Raw genomic sequence first — 17,196 nt, 5'->3', positions numbered from 1 at the left:
CCGTCAGCCGGTCGTGTAAGCCTTGGCGGCGTCCGCCTCCAGCTTTTGCTGGGCGCCCGCCACATCACTCGGGTTCTTCAGGAAGTCCTGCAGGTCCTTCCACTCGCCCACGCCCTGGGTGCCGCCGAACGCCGCCGGCGCCTGGTCGGACATGTCGAAGCGGAAGTCGTCGCCCGCCGCGATCAGCGCCTCGGCGATGCCCCGGGTGACGTCGTCCTTGTACGTCGCCTGGTCCATCTCCTTGTTGGGCGAGATGAAGCCGCCCTGCGCCGCCCAGATCTCGGCCGCGTCGGTCGACGACAGGAACGTCATCAGCGCCTGCGCGCCCTCGCCGTCCTTCAGCGCCACGGCCACGTCACCGCCGCTGACCACCGGCGACTCGTCGCCGACCGCCGGGAACGGGAACACCTTGGCGTCGGTGCCGACCTTCGCGTCCGTGTCGGCGTTGATGTTCGCGGTGACGAAGTCGCCCTCGAAGACCATCGCGGCTGGGGTGTCACCGGAGAACGTCTGGGTGACCGACTTCGGGAACTCCGTCTGGAGCGCGCCCGAACGGCCGCCCGCGATCAGCTCGTCCTTGCCCCACAGCTCGGCGAGCGTGGTCAGGGCGTCCTTCACCGAGGGGTCGGTCCACTTGATCTCGTGCTGGGCCAACTGGTCGTACTTCTCTGGGCCCGCCTGCGAGAGATAGACGTTCTCGAACCAGTCGGTCAGCGTCCAGCCGTCCGCGCCGCCGATGGAGACGGCCGGGGAACCGGCGTCGGAGAGCGTCTGGGCGGTGGCCAGGAAGTCCTTCCAGGTCTTCGGCTCCTCGGTGATGCCGGCGGCCTCGAAGGCGGCGGTGTTGTACCAGACGAGGGACTTGTTGGCGGCCTTCACATAGACGCCGTACTGCTTGCCATCGTAGGCCCCGAGCTCCTTCCAGCCCGTGGAGAAGTTCTTGTCCAACTGGGCCTGGGCGTCGGCGCCGATGGGCTTGATCCAGCCCTTCTCGGCGAACTGGTGCAGCACGCCGACCTGCGGAAGGAACGCCACGTCCGGGGGCTGACCGCCCTGGATCTTGGTACCGAGGAATGTGGAGGTGTTGTTGCCGGTGGGCACGAAGTTCACCTTGGCGCCGGTGCGCTTCTCGAACTCGTCCAGCACCTTGGTGAAGTTGTCCTGCTCGGGGCCGGTCCAGACGGCCGCGACCTCCAGAGTCTGTCCGTCGAGCTTGGGGAGTTGGACGGTGGAGCCCGCGCCGGTTTCTGTCCCGCCGCCTCCGCCGCCGTTGTCGTCGTCTCCGCCACAGCCGGTGAGGGCCAGCGCGAGGGCGCCGACGGTTGCCATGGCGATCCGGATGGTGCGATTGCTGCGCATCACTGCCCCGTTCTTCGTGCTTCGTTGCCTCGTCGAACGTTCGAGCGCTGTCTTGTGCGGTCTGGTCTACGCCGGGTCGCGGGGGTCGGCAAGTACGCCTGCGCTGTCAAGGTGACGATTGTGATTACGTCGTGACTAGGCCTCCACCCAGGCGCTAGCAGGCGTCCGGAGCAGCGACTAGAGGAGCGACGGCACCTCGGCGGCCGAGACCTCCTTGGCCGCTCGCTCCAACGCGCTGGCCAGAAGGGCGAGATCGGTCGGGCCGTTGCCGAGTTCGCGGACCGGGCGGCGGGTCGGGGGGTCGCCCATGCGGTGCCATTCCAGGGGGACGACTGTCGGGCGCAGGGTCGCCGTGCGGGGGATACGGCCGGTGACCCGGCCGCCCTGGAAGGCGGTCGCGCGGCCGTCCGCCCAGGTCAGCCTGGCTCGGCCGGGTGCCGGTTCGTCCGGGCCCGTGGCCGGGGTGTCGAGGGTGACCCGCAGGGTGGCCCTGCGCGCCGGCTCCGACTCGGCCGTACGGCCGTCAGCGCCTGTTGCGGCCACCAGATGGACGCCGAGCCGCTCGCCCTCCCGGGCCACCGCCTCCAGGGCGCGTATGACCGAGCCCGCGGCCGGTCGGCCGGGGGAGCCGAGGGCCGGGGAGACCAGAGCGTCGAGGTCGTCCACGACCACGACCAGACGGGGCAGCGGCGGTGCCGCCTCCGACTGCCGGCGGGCCGCCGCCGGGCGCAGCCGCAGGGTCGAGCTGGGCGGGGCGTCCAGGTCGGCGGCGCCGGTTCCTGTTCCGCCGGCGGTGGTGGTGGCCGTGCGCTGGGCGACCATGCGGCCCGTCACCACCCGGCCCGCGTGCCACTCCGCGAAGTGGGAACGGCCCAGCAGCTCGGCCCGCCGCTTCAGCTCGGCGCTCAGGGACTGGGCGAGCTCCCGCATCCGGACCGGGTCGTTGGCGGTGAGGTGGGTGGTGACATGCGGGACGTCGGTGCACACTCGCAGTCCGTCGCCGCTGCCGCCCGCGCCGGTGCTGTCCCGGCCGTCCATCAGGACCATGGTCAGCCGGTCGGGCCGCTCGGCGGCGGCGAGCGAGGCGACGAGCGCCCGCAGCAGCTCCGTACGGCCGCTGCCCGCGGGGCCCTCGATCAGCAGATGCGGTCCATCGGCCGCGAGGTCCACGCAGACCGGGCCGCGCGGACCGGCGCCCAGCACGGCACACGCGCGTCCGCCCAGCGCCTCGGCGTCGTCGGCCGCGTCCGCCCAGCGGGCCATCAGGGAGGCGGGGGTGGCCCGGGCGAGACCCAGCTCGTCCAGCAGCCGGGCCGCCTGGGGCAGCGGCGCGGAGACGCGCGCCTGCCGCTCTCCCACGACGCCGTCCGGCCGCAGTGGTGCCAAAGCCCGCCCGAACCGCTCGGCCCAGGGGAGCGAGACGGCGTCCACGACGGCCACGGTGCCGGGGGCGACGGGGGCCGGGTCGGCGGGGGCGTCCGCTCCGGCGGCGTGGGCGACCCGCATCAGCCGCAGCGCGGTCGCCACATCGCCACTCAGCAGGGCGACCGCGCCGCACTCCCGGAACGACGGTGCCGCCGCGCATGCCGCGCGGTAGGTCTCGGTGACCGGAGAGGCGGGGGAGGCGGGAGGTGTCTCGGCGAGGCACAGCACGTGTATCCCGGCCCGCGGGCCGGCCGATGCGAGCCGCGCGACGGCTTCCCGGACGTCGGCGCCGCCGGGGTCGCCGTCCACGACGACCACGGTGTACGGCCCGGCGAAGTGGTCGGCCGGGTCGTCCCTGGCCCAGGAGGGGCGGCGGGCGGGGGCGGCGGAGGGCCGCTCTCCGTGGTGGTCCAGGTGGTCGTCAAGACGTCGGAGCAGCTCGTCCGTGCGGGCCGTGGCCTGTTCCCGGTCGTGGGCCAGCAGCAGGCGGCAGTCCTGGCCGTGGGACGGGCGCAGATGCGGGAGCCAGCCGAGCCAGGACCATTCGGCGGTGCGCTCCTCCAGCGGGCGCGAGCGGTCCGCGCTGATCAGCACGATCTCCAGGGCGTCCGGCGAGTGCAGCGCGGCGAGCTGGGCCACCACCGCGCGGGCAAGACCGGCGAGTCGCGCGCGCGGACCGGCGAGACCCAGGGCGCCGGCCTCGCGCAGATCGGCGGTCACGGGGACGGCGGGCAGCAGTCCGGCGCCGTCGGGGGCCGCGCGGTCGGCGGTGCCGAGGCGGACGGTGAGCGCCTCGGGGTGATCCGGCCCGCGCTCCCACAGGCGGGGGCCGGGGCCCAGGGCGGTGAGCAGCAGGGCGGCGGGGTCCGGCCAGGCCTCTGGGAGCCGGTGGGCGGTGGAGCGGTGCTCCACGGCTTCGGCGCCCTGTTCGTCGTAGGCCTCGCGTCCGGGTGCGTCCTGTTCGCCGCGCCCGCCGGTCAGCCGCCGCGCCCATGCGCCGAGGCCGCCGCGCTTGCGGATGCCCTGAGGGACGTCGGTGCCGCGCAGCGGAGTTCCCTTGCGGCCGCCGGCTTCCGGGCCGTCGTCGGCCACCGGACGCATGTGCGCGTCCGTCGGACGGTCATCCGCGTGCGGGCGCGCCTCCGGCGTGAAACCGGCTCCGTGGGTGTCGCCCCCGCGCGGCGCCGGGACCCGCGCCGCCCCGTGGCTCTCGATCCGAGGCGCTCCGCCCTGTCCGGGCACCACAGGCGGCTCCACCGGCCCGTGCTCCTGCGCCCCCGACGTGGCCGACGACGCCCCCCAGGCGGCCGCGCCATAAGCGTGCCGCGTCTCCCCGGTGGGCCCTGAGGCGCCCGGCGTCGGCTCCACGCGCGTGTGGGCGCCGTACAGGCGGATGTGGCCCTCCCCGTCCGGCACCGTCGGCACCCGGGCCCCCGGGCCGCCCGTCGGGGCGAGTCGTAGGGCCGACTCGCCGATGCGCAGGAGCGCGCCCGGGGTGAGGCGGACCGGGCGGGTGCCCACGCGGGTGCCGTCCAGGGTCGTGCCGTTGGTGGAGCCGAGGTCGGCGATCGAGACGCGGCCGTCGGCGCCGACCGTGACCGCGCAGTGCAGACGGGAGACGTCCGGGTCGTCGAGGGGTACGTCGGCGTCGGCGGACCGGCCGACATTTATCCGGCCGCCGTGCAGGAGGTGGACGCCGCCCGCGTCGGGGCCCGCCACCACGTGGAGCTGGGTCGGGGCGTCGTCGACCTCTGGGTGGGCCTCGGGTTCGGCGGGCGCGCCCAGGGAGAGGACGGCGCCGTCGATCAGCGGGGGCTCGCCCAGGGTGCTGCGCGCGCTGTCGAGCCGCTCCGCGCCCGCGTACACCACCACAGGACCCTCGCCGGCGGAGACCGCCGAGGCGAGCGCCGACGCCACCGCGGCCAGGGCCGTGCCGGCGGGCGCCGTGACCAGCACGTCGCAGCTCGCGGCGCGACCCCGCGCGGCGGCGGGGGGCGGCGGGCCCAGCGGGTCTACGACGGTCAGCCGGATCTGCATCGCCGTCAGCGGTCCCTTCTGCGCGGGCACCCGCGAACGGGGACGACGCCCCGCGGTCCTCCACCGCGGACTTCCCCCACCGCCACACGAGCACATCGGCCAGTACGGAAGGCATCCTCGCACCTGCCACTGACAACGCGCCTGCCGCCCGGTGACAAGTGATCTTGATTGGTCGGCTCTGCCCGTAAAAGTGCCTGATCCCTGCCGTATCTCTGGCGCATCTCTACCGTGCGGACGATCATTTGAGATCGGTCACGCGCGGGTTCGGCAACCAAACGGAGCGGCCCGAGCGTCTTTCCTGCGAACCTTTGCTTCGATCCGTCCGGCACTACAGTGGGTCGGAACATCGGAACACTTTCAGGCAATCAGCAGGGAGCGCGTGACGTGCGGCCAGTCGGCAGCAAGTACCTGCTTGAGGAGCCGCTCGGACGCGGCGCCACAGGCACTGTCTGGCGAGCCCGCCAGCGTGAGACCGCGGGCGCCGAGGCGGCCGTGCCCGGCCAGCCCGGCGAGACCGTCGCGATCAAGGTCCTCAAGGAGGAGCTGGCCAGCGACGCCGACATCGTCATGCGGTTCCTCAGGGAGCGGTCCGTCCTGCTCCGGCTGACCCACCCGAACATCGTCCGGGTCCGCGACCTCGTCGTCGAGGGCGAGCTGCTGGCGCTGGTCATGGACCTCGTCGACGGCCCTGACCTGCACCGCTACCTGCGCGAGAACGGCCCCTTCAGTCCGGTCGCCGCCGCCCTGCTCACCGCCCAGATCGCCGACGCGCTCGCCGCCAGCCACGCCGACGGCGTCGTGCACCGCGACCTGAAGCCCGCCAACGTCCTGCTGAAGCAGAACGGCGGCCAGATGCACCCGATGCTCACCGACTTCGGCATCGCGCGCCTCGCCGACTCCCCGGGCCTGACCCGCACCCATGAGTTCGTCGGCACGCCCGCGTACGTCGCGCCGGAGTCCGCCGAGGGCCGCCCGCAGACCTCCGCCGTCGACATCTACGGCGCCGGCATCCTGCTGTACGAGCTGGTCACCGGCCGCCCCCCGTTCTCCGGCGGCTCGGCCCTCGAAGTCCTCCACCAGCACCTGAGCGCCGAACCGCGCCGCCCCTCCACCGTGCCCGACCCGCTGTGGACGGTCATCGAGCGCTGCCTGTCCAAGAACCCGGACCATCGCCCCAGCGCCGAGAACCTCGCGCGCGGCCTCAGGGTCGTCGCCGAGGGCATCGGGGTGCACGCGAACTCCGCGCAGATTGCCGCCGCCGAGGGCGTCGCCGCGCTCCTCGCGCCCGACCCGGCGCCCGCGACGGTCCCGGGTTCGGCCGACCCCACGCAGGTGCTGCAGCACGGCGCCGGCGCCTACGACCCGAACGCCGCGACCAGCGTCCTGCCGCACACCGCGGGACCGTCCGGCGCCGCCGACCCCACCGCCGTCATGCCTCCGGTGCCGCCCGGGCAGCCCGCTGGGCCCTCCGGCGGCCCCGAGGAGCCGCACCCCTGGCAGAACCAGCTGCGGGCCGCGCGCGACCGTAACGAGCAGACGCAGGTCCAGTACCTCGACCCCAGCCAGGATCCGCTGCGCCGCCGCCCCCAGCGGCAGGTCGCGCGCCCGCAGCAGCCGCCGCAGCGACGGCCCCAGCCGCAGCAGGGGCCCGGTTACGGCTACCCGCAGCAGGGGCAGCCGCAGCCGCAGCAGTACGCCCCGCAGCAGCAGCCTCGACCCCAGCAGCCGCAGCGGTACGCGCCGCCGCCCACGCCCCAGCCGCAGCGGGAGCCGCGTCAGCCGCGGCAGCGCGGCGCCAACCCGATGAAGATCCCGGGTCTCGGCTGCCTCAAGGGCTGCCTGTTCACGATCGTCATCCTGTTCGTGGCCGGGTGGCTGGTGTGGGAGCTGAGCCCTCTGCAGGACTGGATCGGCACGGGCAAGGGCTACTGGGACCAGCTCACGGACTGGTTCACCACGGTGACGGGGTGGATCGGGGACCTGGGCGGGAGCTCGTCGGGCCAGTAGGCCCACAGGCAGTGAGCCTGTGGATTTGTCGACACCTGGCGGGTGATTTCCGTCTCCGCGGTGAAGGTTGGCTCGTCGGACGCGTAGTTTTGTCGGCTGGGGGTCTGGGGGTTGTCCCCCAGGATGGCGCAGCAGCGACTACCACGCGTCTGTAGGAGCAGTCTTGGCACGGAAGATCGGCAGCCGGTACACCGCCCACCAGATCCTCGGACGGGGCAGCGCCGGCACGGTGTGGCTGGGCGAGGGACCCGAGGGGCCCGTCGCCATCAAGCTGCTGCGCGAGGATCTCGCCTCCGACCAGGAGCTGGTCGGACGCTTCGTGCAGGAGCGGACGGCGCTGCTGGGGCTTGAGCACCCGCATGTCGTGTCCGTGCGTGACCTGGTCGTCGACGGCAACGACCTCGCGCTGGTCATGGACCTGGTCCGGGGCACCGATCTGCGCACCCGCCTCGACCGCGACAAGCGGCTCGCGCCCGAGGCCGCGGTGGCGATCGTGGCGGATGTGGCGGACGGGCTGGCCGCGGCGCACGCGGCGGGGGTCGTGCACCGGGATGTGAAGCCGGAGAACGTCCTGCTGGACATGCAGGGTCCGCTGGGCCCCGGCGGCGCGCACCCCGCGCTGCTGACCGACTTCGGGGTCGCGAAGCTCATCGACTCCCCGAAGCGGACGCGGGCGACGAAGATCATCGGTACGCCGGACTATCTGGCGCCGGAGATCGTGGAGGGGCTGCCGCCTCGGGCGTCCGTGGACATCTACGCGCTGGCCACGGTCCTGTACGAGCTGCTGGCGGGATTCACCCCCTTCGGCGGCGGTCATCCGGGGGCGGTGCTGCGCCGCCATGTGACGGAGACCGTGGCCCCGCTGCCGGGTATCCCCGACGAGCTGTGGCAACTCGTCGTGCAGTGTCTGGCGAAGGCGCCCGCGTCCCGGTTGCGCGCGTCCGAGCTGGGGGTGCGGCTGCGGGAGCTGCTGCCGATGCTGGCGGGGATGCCGCCGTTGGACGTGGACGAGCCGGACACGGAGCCGGTGGAGGAGGAGACGGCGCCGCAGGAGCCTGCCCCGTCGGGGCAGGTGCGTCGGGGCGCGGTGCCCTTGGTTCCGGGGGCGAAGCCGACCGACTCGAACCGTGACACCCATACGTCGATGAGGGTTCCGGGACCGGACGAGCTGGCGGGTGGCGCTCGCGGCACGGCGCGGGTGCCCCGGGCCTCGGGGGCCCCTCGACCGGGCTCGGCCCGGCACAAGGCGGCCACGCGGCGACGGCGGGTGGCCGTGGGGGCGGCGGCGGTGGTGCTGGTGGTCGCGGGGGGCGTGGGTACATGGCTGGCGACGTCGGGGGACGACGCGGACGCGACGCCGCAGGACACGAAGAACACGGCGCCGGCATCGCCGTGACCGTGGCGGTGGGTGGGACGCGCGGCCCGGCGCCTGCGGGCTGCCGCTGCTGAGAGGTCGGCCACAGGCACCCGGCGCTGATGGCTTGCCGTAGCCGTTACGCTGGGAGCGTGGCAGTCGTCGATGTATCCGAAGAGCTCAAGTCCCTCTCCTCGACCATGGAGTCGATCGAGGCCGTTCTGGACCTCGACAAGCTGAGGGCAGATATCGCCGTGCTTGAGGAGCAGGCGGCCGCGCCGTCCCTGTGGGACAACCCGGACGAGGCGCAGAAGATCACCAGCAAGCTCTCCCACCTCCAGGCCGAGGTGCGGAAGGCCGAGGCCCTGCGCGGTCGTATCGACGATCTCGCCGTGCTCTTCGAGATGGCCGAGGAGGAGGACGACCCGGACACCCGTGCCGAGGCCGAGTCCGAGCTCACCGCCGTCAAGAGGGCGCTGGACGAGATGGAGGTGCGGACCCTGCTCAGCGGGGAGTACGACTCCCGTGAGGCGCTGGTGAACATCCGCGCCGAGGCCGGTGGCGTCGACGCCGCAGACTTCGCCGAGCAGCTCCAGCGCATGTACCTGCGCTGGGCGGAGCGCCACGGCTACAAGACGGAGCTCATCGAGACGTCGTACGCGGAAGAGGCCGGCATCAAGTCGACCACCTTCTCCGTGCAGGCGCCGTACGCCTACGGCACGCTCTCCGTCGAGCAGGGCACGCACCGGCTCGTGCGGATCTCGCCGTTCGACAACCAGGGGCGGCGACAGACCTCCTTCGCGGGCGTCGAGGTCCTGCCCGTGGTCGAGCAGACCGACCACGTCGAGATCGACGAGTCCGAGCTGCGGGTGGACGTATACCGGTCCTCCGGGCCCGGCGGCCAGGGCGTCAACACCACCGACTCCGCGGTGCGCCTCACCCACCTTCCCACCGGCATCGTCGTCTCCTGCCAGAACGAGCGGTCGCAGATCCAGAACAAGGCCACCGCCATGAACGTCCTCCAGGCCAAGCTGCTGGAGCGGCGCCGCCAGGAGGAGCAGGCCAAGATGGACGCCCTCAAGGGCGACGGCGGCAACTCCTGGGGCAACCAGATGCGTTCGTACGTCCTGCACCCGTACCAGATGGTCAAGGACCTGCGGACCGAGTTCGAGGTCGGCAACCCGCAGTCCGTGCTCGACGGTGAGATCGACGGCTTCCTTGAGGCCGGAATTCGCTGGCGCAAGCAGCAGGAGAAGTAAGCGAAGCGTTTTGTCGATAAGGCAACTGCCGCCTTCGGGGCGCCAGTTGCCTTATCTGTTCCCTGATGTCTGGGTTTTACATCACACTCACAGGCTCCATCCCCCGGCAAAAAACCCGTACTTGGACATCGCGTACGCAACGGCCTTGACGTTGCTTTGAAAAATGGGAAGGGTAAAGCGTGGCATGCGTATCTCTGGGGCGCATGTGAACCGGGGGGCGTGAGTTCAGTTACCACCCCCGTCGATCACCGCTCCGAGCGCCGCCTCACTGACGATGAGCTACTGGGGGTAGTAACCACATGACCAAGAAGACGCGGATCCGTGTCGCTCGGATCGCGGCCGGTGCCGTGATCGCGGCCGGCGCTTCGCTCACTGCCGCCGGCGTGGCTGCCGCTGACACGGGTGAGGACTGCGGTCTGCTCGGCATCTGTGTCACGCCGGAGCCCACCGAGCCCGAGCCCACGGTGCCGGAGCCCACGGAGCCGGAGCCGACCGAGCCGACCGTCATCCCGACCGACGACCCGGAGCCGACCGAGCCCACCACGGAGCCGACCGAGCCCACCGAGGACCCGGAGCCGACCGAGCCCACCACCGAGCCGACCGAGGACCCCGGCAACGGCAATGGCAATGGCAACGGAAACGGGACCGGCAACAACACCGACCCCGACGGCGGCTCCGGTCAGTCCGCCCAGCAGCAGGGTTCCTCCTCCCTGACCGACACCGGCGAGGAGACCACCTCCGACACCTCCGCCCAGGGCAGTGGTGAGGAGCTCGCCGAGACCGGTGCCGCGCAGACCACGTTCCTGCTGGTCGGCGCCGCGACGATGATCGCCGGTGGCATCGGCTTCCGGGTGCTTCCGCGCCTGGTGGGCGGCCGTGGCGGTGCGGCTGCCTGACGGTAGCCGCCCGCGCACACTGTGTGTGACGAAGGGCCCGGAGCGGAATGTCGCTCCGGGCCCTTCGTATGTCTTCGGCCTTCGTGTGTCTCCGGGCGTCCTACGCGAACGCGGTCTGGTGCGCCAGCAGCGCCACCGCCGCGATCAGCACCGCGAGCAGTGCGATCAGCGCCATCGGGGTCAGGTTCGCGAGCGGGTTCTCCTGCTGGAGCCGTTCGCGGTTCGCCCGGCAGACCGGGCAGCGGCCCTCGTTCACGGGCGCCGCGCAGTTCGCGCACACCAGCCGGTCGTACGTCATGCGCCTCGCCCTTCTTGTGAGTGGTTCCAGGGGGAGAACGTCTCAGGGTCGCAGAACGTTCCCCTCTCTACTGTGCCAGGTTCCTCCGGGGGCTGCCTGGGCGCTTCCGAAGGGGGTGACCGGAGCCGGTACAAATACACACATCATTGGCGCAACCCCGACCGGTGACTGCGCCCCCGCGCCCGACTCGCGTATGGTCACGCTCATCTACCCCCGGCGACCCGTGGTGCATCCGTGATCCGATTCGACAACGTATCCAAGGTCTACCCCAAGCAGACCCGCCCCGCACTCAGGGATGTGTCCCTGGAAGTGGAGAAGGGCGAGTTCGTGTTCCTCGTGGGGTCCTCCGGCTCCGGAAAGTCCACCTTCCTGCGGCTGATCCTCCGCGAGGAGCGGTGCAGCCACGGTCAGGTGCACGTTCTCGGCAAGGACCTCGCGCGCCTGTCCAACTGGAAGGTTCCGCAGATGCGGCGCCAGCTGGGCACGGTGTTCCAGGACTTCCGGCTCCTGCCGAACAAGACGGTCGCCGAGAACGTCGCCTTCGCGCAGGAGGTCATCGGCAAGTCGCGCGGTGAGATCCGCAAGTCCGTGCCGCAGGTGCTCGACCTCGTCGGGCTCGGCGGCAAGGAGGAGCGCATGCCGGGCGAGCTGTCCGGCGGTGAGCAGCAGCGTGTCGCCATCGCGCGGGCCTTCGTCAACCGGCCCAAGCTGCTGATCGCCGACGAGCCCACCGGCAACCTCGACCCGCAGACCTCCGTCGGCATCATGAAGCTGCTGGACCGGATCAACCGGACCGGCACGACCGTGGTGATGGCGACGCACGACCAGAACATCGTGGACCAGATGCGCAAGCGCGTCATCGAGCTGGAGAAGGGCCGCCTCGTCCGCGACCAGGCCCGCGGCGTCTACGGCTACCAGCACTGAGACCGCAGCGAGTTCACGGAAAGGCTTGAAACAGACGCCATGCGCGCCCAGTTCGTACTGTCCGAGATCGGTGTCGGTCTCCGCCGCAATCTGACGATGACCTTCGCCGTCATCGTCTCCGTCGCCCTGTCGCTCGCCCTGTTCGGCGGGTCGCTCCTGATGAGCGACCAGGTCAACACCATGAAGGGCTACTGGTACGACAAGGTCAACGTCTCGGTGTTCCTCTGCAACAAGAGCGACGCCGAGTCCGACCCCAACTGCGCCAAGGGCGCGGTGACCGCGGACCAGAAGAAGGAGATCGTCGCCGACCTGAAGAAGATGCCGGTCGTCGACACGGTCACGTACGAGTCGCAGGACCAGGCGTACAAGCACTACAAGGAGCAGTTCGGCGACTCCCCGCTGGCCAGCTCCCTCACGCCGGACCAGATGCAGGAGTCGTACCGGATCAAGCTCACCGACCCGGAGAAGTACCAGGTCATCGCGACCGCCTTCGACGGGCGGGACGGAGTGCAGTCGGTGCAGGACCAGAAGGGCATCCTGGACAATCTGTTCGGGCTGCTCAACGGCATGAACTGGGCCGCGCGGGCGATCATGGCGCTGATGCTGGTCGTCGCGCTGATGCTGATCGTCAACACTGTGCGCGTCTCGGCGTTCAGCCGTCGGCGTGAGACCGGGATCATGCGCCTGGTCGGTGCCTCGGGCTTCTACATCCAGGCGCCGTTCATCATGGAGGCCGCGGTCGCCGGACTGATCGGCGGCGGTGTCGCCTGTGGATTCCTGGTGGTCGCGCGGTACTTCATCATCGATCACGGTCTCGCGCTGTCCGAGAAGCTGAATCTGATCAATTTCATCGGCTGGGACGCGGTCCTGACGAAGCTGCCGCTCATCCTCGCCACGAGTCTGCTGATGCCGGCGTTGGCCGCGTTCTTCGCGCTGCGCAAGTACCTGAAGGTGTGACTCTTGCCAAGAGGGGCCGTCCGGTCAACGGGCCGTACGGCCCCTTGCGTTGTCCTAGACTCACCGGCATGTCAGGTCGTGACCTGTTCTGCCAGCCCCGTCGCATTCGCCGCGGGGCCGCCCTGACATTGGTGTTCGCGAGCGTGCTGGTCGCCGGCGCGGCCACGGGATCGCTGCCCGGACCCGACCGGAAGTCGGCGCCCGGAGCGGCCCGTTCGACCACCGCGGCCCGCCATGAGCAGGTCGCCGAGGCCGCCGCCGAGGCCATGGCCGACGGCAAGTCCCCCATGGAGGCCGCCGAGCGCGCCGTCAGCCGCAGCGGGGACCGCTGGGGCGCCGTCTACTCCGAGGGCGAGTACGAGGAGTTCGAGGAGGCCCTGGACGGCCGGTACACGGGCGTCGGGCTGTGGGCGCGGCGCGAGCGGGACGGCCGTATCGAAGTGACCAAGGTGCACGCCGGGTCGCCGGCCGCGACCGCCGGGATCCGGGCCGGTGACCGGCTGCGCAGCGTCGACGGCCGGAAGGTGGACGGGTGGCCCGTCACCGAGGTCGTCTCCTTACTGCGCGGCGACGCCACCGACGCGCCCGCCGGTACGGCGGTCAAGCTCGGTCTGGAGCGGGGCACGCGCGCGTGGAGCCTCACCCTGCACCGTGCGGAGCTGTCCACGGACTCCGTCACCGCCCGCCGGATCGTCGGCGGGGTCACGGTGATCAGGATCGACTCCTTCACCAAGGGCTCCGGAGACGCGGTGGCCACGGCCGTACGCCAGGCCCCGGCCGCCGACGGGATCATCCTCGACCTGCGCGGCAACTCCGGCGGCCTGGTCACCGAGGCCGTCAGCGCCGCCTCCGCCTTCCTCGACGGCGGCCTGGTCGCCACCTACGACGTCGAGGGCGAGCAGCAGGCCCTGCATGCCGAGCCCGGCGGCGACACCACCAGACCCCTGGTCGCGCTCGTCGACGGCGGCACGATGAGCGCGGCCGAGCTGGTCACCGGCGCCCTTCAGGACCGCGGCCGGGCGGTCGTGGTGGGCTCCCGCACCTTCGGCAAGGGCTCGGTGCAGATGCCGAGCAGGCTGCCCGACGGCTCCGTCGCCGAGCTGACCGTCGGGCACTACCGCACCCCGTCGGGGCGCGGGGTCGACGGCCACGGCATCACGCCCGACCTGGAGGCGGACCAGCAGGCCCTGGAGCGGGCCGAGACCGTGCTCACCGGATTGGGTCCCGAGTAAACCGCTTCCCGCGGACCCCCTCCGTAGTGCGAAAATGGACGGCACTATGAGCAAGGGAATGTACGTACCCAAGGAGTCCCAGCCCAAGCAGGGCGGCGGAGCCGCGAAGGCCAGGGACGGCGAGAAGGGCGGCAAGCGCAAGATCGTCGCCCAGAACAAGAAGGCCCGCCACGACTACGCGATCATCGACACCTATGAGGCCGGTCTCGTCCTCATGGGTACCGAGGTCAAGTCGCTGCGTGAGGGACGGACGTCGCTGACCGACGGCTTCGTCCAGATCGACCGGGGCGAGGCGTGGCTGCACAATGCCCACATCCCCGAGTATCACCAGGGCAGCTGGACCAACCACTCCGCGCGCCGCAAGCGCAAGCTGCTCCTGCACCGCGAGGAGATCGACAAGCTGGAGGCGAAGTCCCAGGAGACGGGTCACACCATCGTGCCCCTCGCCCTGTACTTCAAGGACGGCCGTGCGAAGGCCGAGATCGCTCTCGCACGAGGCAAGAAGGAGTACGACAAGCGCCAGACCCTGCGGGAGAAGCAGGACCGGCGGGAGTCGGACCGGGCCATCGCGGCGGCGAAGCGGCGGCAGCGGGGCCAGTAGGAATACGGTGGCACGCGGGTACGTTGGTCACGTACGATGGCAGCAACACCGGACGACGTTTCGGTGTGCAGATTGAAAAATCAACATGGGGATGATCGGTTTCGACAGCGGCTGTCGAAGCAGGGGAAGCGTGTCGAGGAAGCGGCAATGATCTCGTAAACCATATGTCGCAAAAAATAATCGCCAACACCAAGCGCGATTCCTTCGCCCTCGCTGCCTAAGTAGCGACTTGCGAAGTGTCAGCCCGGGGCTGTTCCCGACCCGGATCCTGGCATCAGCTAGGGAACTAAACCTTGATCCCGGTCACGGGGTGAAAAGGGAAACCAAACAGTGACTGAGCCCGTTCCGAACTTGTCTGGGTGATTCGGAGGGCTGAGAAACTCGTACCGGACTGCACACGGAGAAGCCCTGATTCCGCACCGTTGGACGCGGGTTCGATTCCCGCCATCTCCACCAGCCCCTCCGGGGGTGACCCCATGTGGGCAAAGGCCCCGTCGCTTTCGAGCGGCGGGGCCTTTGTCATGGCGGCTGGTGACGCCCATGGTGGACGCCTCCGTTGTGGTGTCCCGCTCCATATCGGAGGGTCGTTCACGCTTCTACGGTCCCTCCGCATGACACAGACCAGAGCCGCAACCCTCCTCACCGTCCTGACGGCCCTTCTCGCCGTCCTCCTCACCCCGTCCCCCGCGTCCGCCGCCTCCCTCCAGGAGGTCACCGGGTTCGGCACCAACCCCGGCGCTCTGCGCATGTTCCGCTACGTCCCCGACGGGCTGCCCGCCGGGCGGCCCGTGGTCGTCGCCCTGCACGGCTGTACCCAGAACGCCTCGGGGTACGGCACCGGCAGCGGGTGGACCCAGCTCGCCGACCGCTGGGGTTTCTCCGTCGTCCTGCCGCAGCAGCAGAGCGGCAACAACCTCTCCTCCTGCTTCAACTGGTTCCAGAACGGCGACATCCAGCGCGGCCAGGGCGAGGCCGCCTCCATCGCGCAGATGGTGGACCGGCAGGTCGCGGATGCCGGCGGCTCGCGGGTGTACGTCACCGGACTCTCCGCCGGGGGCGGGATGACCGCCGTGATGATGGCGACGTACCCGGAGAAGTTCAAGGCCGGTGGCATCGTCGCCGGGCTGCCCTACGGGTGCGCGCAGGCTGCCGGGTCGCCGTACGTGTGCATGTACGTCGGTGCGACGCAGACCCCGGACCAGTGGGGCGACCGGGTGCGGGCCGCGCGGCCCGGGTACGGCGGGCCCTGGCCCACCCTCACCGTTCTCCAGGGCACCGCCGACTACACCGTGAAGCCCGTCAACATGACCGACCTGGTGGAGCAGTGGACCGACGTCCACGGCGCCGACCAGTCGGCCGACGTCAGTGACACCGTCGCCGGGTATCCCCACCAGGTCTTCCGGGACCCGGCGGGGAACGGCGTCGTCGAGACCTACAGCCTCACCGGCATGGGCCACGGCCAGCCCGTCGACCCCGGGACCGGCAGCACACAGTGCGGGACCGCCGGGGCCTACTCCCTGGACGTGGACCTGTGTGCCGCGTACCGGCTCGGGCTGGCCTGGGGGCTCAGCGCAGGCTGAACGCCGACAGGCGCATCCCCTCGCCGAGGACCAGGTAGACGTCCGTACGGCCCTTCGCCGCGTCCGACAGCTCCGCCGTCACCGTCTCGTAGGTGTACGGCGACGAGGTCCCGGCGAAGTGCGCCGTACCGGCGAGCGGGCCGGTGGGTGAACCCACGCGGACCTCGACCGTGCCGGACGCTCCGGCCAGCCGTGCCGTCAACTCATCGGCGCCCGCGCCCAGGTGGGCATGCGCGAACTTCAGCCAGGCGCCGTCCGCCGATGCCGACACCGCCGTACCGCGTGCCTTCGATTCGTCGACGAGACGGATGCCGTCGTAGTCGTCGAAGTTCTCGGCGCGGGTCGTGCGGGAGAGGTCGCGGGCCGGGATGGTCTCGCCCTGGACCCCCCAGGTCGTACGGGCCCGGATGTCCGCCGAGGACGCGCCGATCATGACGTCGTAGGTGCCGCTCTCCACCACCCACTTCGAGCGGGTGACGTCCCAGTGGGCGAGGTCCTGCGCCGAGACGCGCAGCTTCACCGTCCTCGTCTCGCCCGGCTTCAGCGACACCCGCTCGAAGGTCTTCAGCTGCTTCAGCGGCTGCTTGTCGCGGGAGACACGCTGGTGCGTGTAGAGCTGGACCACCTCGTCGCCCGCCCGGGTGCCGGTGTTGGTGACCTTCACTTCATATCCGCCCTTGACCTGCTTCAGCGAGCCGTAGCGGAACGTCGTGTACGACAGGCCGTGGCCGAAGGGGTAGAGCGGGGTGCCCTTGAAGTACTGGTAGGTGCGGTCGGACTTGATGATGTCGTAGTCGAGGATGGAGGGCAGGTCCGACTCCGAGCGGTACCAGGTCTGGGTGAGGCGGCCCGCCGGGTTCACGTCGCCGTACAGGATGTCGGCGAGCGCGCTGCCCGTCTCCTGGCCCGCGTGGGACGTCCACAGCACCGCCGGGACCTCCTTCTGGAGGGCGCCGAGGGTCGTCGGGTAGCTGTTCTCGACGACCACGACCGTGTCCGGGTTGGCCGCGCGCACCGCCTTGACCAGGGCCTCCTGTGCGGGGGCGAGGCTCATGTCCTCTCGGTCGTGGTTCTCCCGGCCGTTGATCGCGGGCATCGAACCGACCACCACCACGGCCGCGTCCTTGCCCTTCACCGCGGCGACCGCCTCCTCGACGCCGCTGCGCACGACCTCCTTGGCGTAGCTCGCGGCCTGCGCCTTCTCCACCAGGCCCAGCGTGCCGTCGGCGCCGGTCGGCCCCAGGTAGACCGGGTTGCCCCACCAGGG

General features: G+C 71.1%; 13 protein-coding genes and 1 other RNA gene. 10 read left to right on the top strand and 4 right to left on the bottom strand.

The window, feature by feature from the left end; translation table 11 throughout:
- Window positions 1-3: 3 nt before the first annotated feature.
- Complete coding sequence (locus H4N64_RS35095) at window positions 4-1,359, bottom strand: ABC transporter substrate-binding protein (RefSeq protein WP_186286580.1); 1,356 nt, start codon at window positions 1,357-1,359, stop codon at window positions 4-6.
- A 177-nt stretch (window positions 1,360-1,536) separates the two neighbouring features.
- Window positions 1,537-4,821: an FtsK/SpoIIIE domain-containing protein gene (locus H4N64_RS35090; protein ID WP_186286610.1), complete on the bottom strand. Its 3,285-nt coding sequence runs from the start codon at window positions 4,819-4,821 to the stop codon at window positions 1,537-1,539.
- Between the two features lie 384 nt (window positions 4,822-5,205).
- On the opposite strand from H4N64_RS35090, the gene H4N64_RS35085 reads away from it, so the two are divergent.
- The 4 genes from H4N64_RS35085 (at window position 5,206) to H4N64_RS35070 (ending at window position 10,337) form a co-directional block, all read left to right on the top strand.
- Complete coding sequence (locus H4N64_RS35085) at window positions 5,206-6,828, top strand: protein kinase domain-containing protein (protein WP_186286579.1); 1,623 nt, start codon at window positions 5,206-5,208, stop codon at window positions 6,826-6,828.
- Between the two features lie 163 nt (window positions 6,829-6,991).
- Window positions 6,992-8,224, top strand: coding sequence for a serine/threonine-protein kinase (locus H4N64_RS35080; RefSeq protein WP_186286578.1), 1,233 nt, complete (start codon window positions 6,992-6,994; stop codon window positions 8,222-8,224).
- Window positions 8,225-8,334: 110 nt separating this feature from the next.
- Window positions 8,335-9,441, top strand: coding sequence for a peptide chain release factor 2 (gene prfB / locus H4N64_RS35075; protein WP_186286577.1), 1,107 nt, complete (start codon window positions 8,335-8,337; stop codon window positions 9,439-9,441).
- A gap of 299 nt (window positions 9,442-9,740) precedes the next feature.
- Entirely contained in the window at window positions 9,741-10,337 is a 597-nt protein-coding gene (locus H4N64_RS35070) for a hypothetical protein (protein WP_186286576.1), read from the top strand.
- A gap of 100 nt (window positions 10,338-10,437) precedes the next feature.
- Here the strand turns inward: H4N64_RS35070 and H4N64_RS35065 are convergent, their stop codons facing one another.
- Complete coding sequence (locus H4N64_RS35065) at window positions 10,438-10,635, bottom strand: hypothetical protein (RefSeq protein WP_186286575.1); 198 nt, start codon at window positions 10,633-10,635, stop codon at window positions 10,438-10,440.
- 234 nt (window positions 10,636-10,869) lie between these two features.
- Between H4N64_RS35065 and ftsE the strand changes: the two genes are divergently transcribed.
- From ftsE to H4N64_RS35035, 6 genes are all read left to right on the top strand, one after another.
- On the top strand, window positions 10,870-11,559 hold the full coding sequence (gene ftsE, locus H4N64_RS35060) for a cell division ATP-binding protein FtsE (RefSeq protein ID WP_186286574.1): 690 nt from the start codon (window positions 10,870-10,872) through the stop codon (window positions 11,557-11,559).
- 39 nt (window positions 11,560-11,598) lie between these two features.
- On the top strand, window positions 11,599-12,516 hold the full coding sequence (gene ftsX, locus H4N64_RS35055; RefSeq protein WP_186286573.1) for a permease-like cell division protein FtsX: 918 nt from the start codon (window positions 11,599-11,601) through the stop codon (window positions 12,514-12,516).
- Between the two features lie 68 nt (window positions 12,517-12,584).
- The gene (locus H4N64_RS35050) at window positions 12,585-13,748 is read left to right on the top strand and encodes a S41 family peptidase (RefSeq protein WP_186286572.1); all 1,164 of its coding nucleotides are present in this window, start codon (window positions 12,585-12,587) and stop codon (window positions 13,746-13,748) included.
- A gap of 58 nt (window positions 13,749-13,806) precedes the next feature.
- Window positions 13,807-14,349 carry an SsrA-binding protein SmpB gene (smpB, locus tag H4N64_RS35045; protein WP_222109771.1) on the top strand — a complete coding sequence of 181 codons (543 nt, stop codon included), beginning with the start codon at window positions 13,807-13,809 and terminating at the stop codon, window positions 14,347-14,349.
- Window positions 14,350-14,436: 87 nt separating this feature from the next.
- Window positions 14,437-14,805, top strand: a transfer-messenger RNA (tmRNA) gene (gene ssrA, locus H4N64_RS35040).
- A 155-nt stretch (window positions 14,806-14,960) separates the two neighbouring features.
- On the top strand, window positions 14,961-15,929 hold the full coding sequence (locus tag H4N64_RS35035) for an extracellular catalytic domain type 1 short-chain-length polyhydroxyalkanoate depolymerase (protein ID WP_186286571.1): 969 nt from the start codon (window positions 14,961-14,963) through the stop codon (window positions 15,927-15,929).
- On the opposite strand, the gene H4N64_RS35030 is transcribed toward H4N64_RS35035, so the two are convergent.
- A partial coding sequence (locus H4N64_RS35030; protein ID WP_186286570.1) for a glycoside hydrolase family 3 protein occupies window positions 15,916-17,196 on the bottom strand: 1,281 nt, incomplete at its 5' end. The genes H4N64_RS35035 and H4N64_RS35030 overlap by 14 nt on opposite strands.

The sequence above is a fragment of the Streptomyces cupreus genome (genome assembly GCF_014257025.1).
GTDB lineage: Bacteria > Actinomycetota > Actinomycetes > Streptomycetales > Streptomycetaceae > Streptomyces > Streptomyces cupreus.
Note: the sequence above shows the minus strand (reverse complement) of the source record. Positions and strands in the feature narration are given on the sequence as shown.

Excerpts from the sequence above, each read along its gene's own strand:
- H4N64_RS35095 (WP_186286580.1), bottom strand. The coding sequence starts at position 1,359 with ATGCGCAGCAATCGCACCATCCGGATCGCCATGGCAACCGTCGGCGCC.
- H4N64_RS35090 (WP_186286610.1), bottom strand. The coding sequence starts at position 4,821 with ATGCAGATCCGGCTGACCGTCGTAGACCCGCTGGGCCCGCCGCCCCCC.
- H4N64_RS35070 (WP_186286576.1), top strand. The coding sequence starts at position 9,741 with ATGACCAAGAAGACGCGGATCCGTGTCGCTCGGATCGCGGCCGGTGCC.
- H4N64_RS35065 (WP_186286575.1), bottom strand. The coding sequence starts at position 10,635 with ATGACGTACGACCGGCTGGTGTGCGCGAACTGCGCGGCGCCCGTGAAC.
- ftsX (WP_186286573.1), top strand. The coding sequence starts at position 11,599 with ATGCGCGCCCAGTTCGTACTGTCCGAGATCGGTGTCGGTCTCCGCCGC.
- H4N64_RS35050 (WP_186286572.1), top strand. The coding sequence starts at position 12,585 with ATGTCAGGTCGTGACCTGTTCTGCCAGCCCCGTCGCATTCGCCGCGGG.
- smpB (WP_222109771.1), top strand. The coding sequence starts at position 13,807 with ATGTACGTACCCAAGGAGTCCCAGCCCAAGCAGGGCGGCGGAGCCGCG.
- H4N64_RS35035 (WP_186286571.1), top strand. The coding sequence starts at position 14,961 with ATGACACAGACCAGAGCCGCAACCCTCCTCACCGTCCTGACGGCCCTT.